The sequence below is a fragment of the Pseudomonas leptonychotis genome, assembly GCF_004920405.1.
Classification (GTDB): Bacteria; Pseudomonadota; Gammaproteobacteria; order Pseudomonadales; family Pseudomonadaceae; genus Aquipseudomonas; species Aquipseudomonas leptonychotis.
Genome location: NZ_RFLV01000015.1, coordinates 1 through 561, shown reverse-complemented (window position 1 = coordinate 561; position 561 = coordinate 1). Strand labels below are relative to the sequence as shown.

Sequence of the window (561 nt, the reverse complement as noted above, 5' to 3'; positions counted from 1 at the left end):
GCCTAACGTTTGGTTAAGGGGCGGGCTTTAGCCCGTCCCAGAGAGCGCAGCGAACGGTTTGAACCAATTGTTATGCGGCGTATGCATTAGGGTACATAGACCATGTAAATATTGAACTCGAAGCCATTTTTTGTTTCTGAAACATGAAGGCTAAGCGTAAGGTCGCTCCTACCCTCTGAGCGTGACCACAGATCAATTAGAGCATCCCATCTGTTTCCCATCCAGATGCAAACCGATGAATTCCAGGTTTCCTCTGGGAGCTCGATTAGCTCTACCCCATAGTCCTTAATGTAATTTTCAATTTGCTCCGCAGTTTCTGATTGCACTGGAGCTACTAAGGGGATAGATGCCGCTAGGTGGTAATCATGGCGCACAAAAGAATTGACGATTGATTTAATTACATTCCGCCATGCTGTCGGAATCGGACGCTCAGAGTCAGCGTCTTTAATTGCCGGAACCTCAGCTCTATTTTCTTTTGTGTCCATACTCGAAACTCTTCATAGCTGCATAACGTTTGGTTAAGGGGCCGGCTTTAGCCGGTCCCAGTGAGCGAAGCGAACG

General features: G+C 47.6%; 1 protein-coding gene. It reads right to left on the bottom strand.

Features of this window, described 5'->3' with window-relative positions:
* Positions 1-86: 86 nt before the first annotated feature.
* Positions 87-485, bottom strand: a complete 399-nt coding sequence (locus D8779_RS20490; RefSeq protein ID WP_136666459.1) for a DUF7668 domain-containing protein — start codon at positions 483-485, stop codon at positions 87-89.
* Between the last annotated feature and the right edge of the window lie 76 nt (positions 486-561).

What these genes read in the sequence shown, in the direction of transcription:
- D8779_RS20490 (WP_136666459.1), bottom strand. Translation starts at nt 485, where the DNA reads ATGGACACAAAAGAAAATAGAGCTGAGGTTCCGGCAATTAAAGACGCT.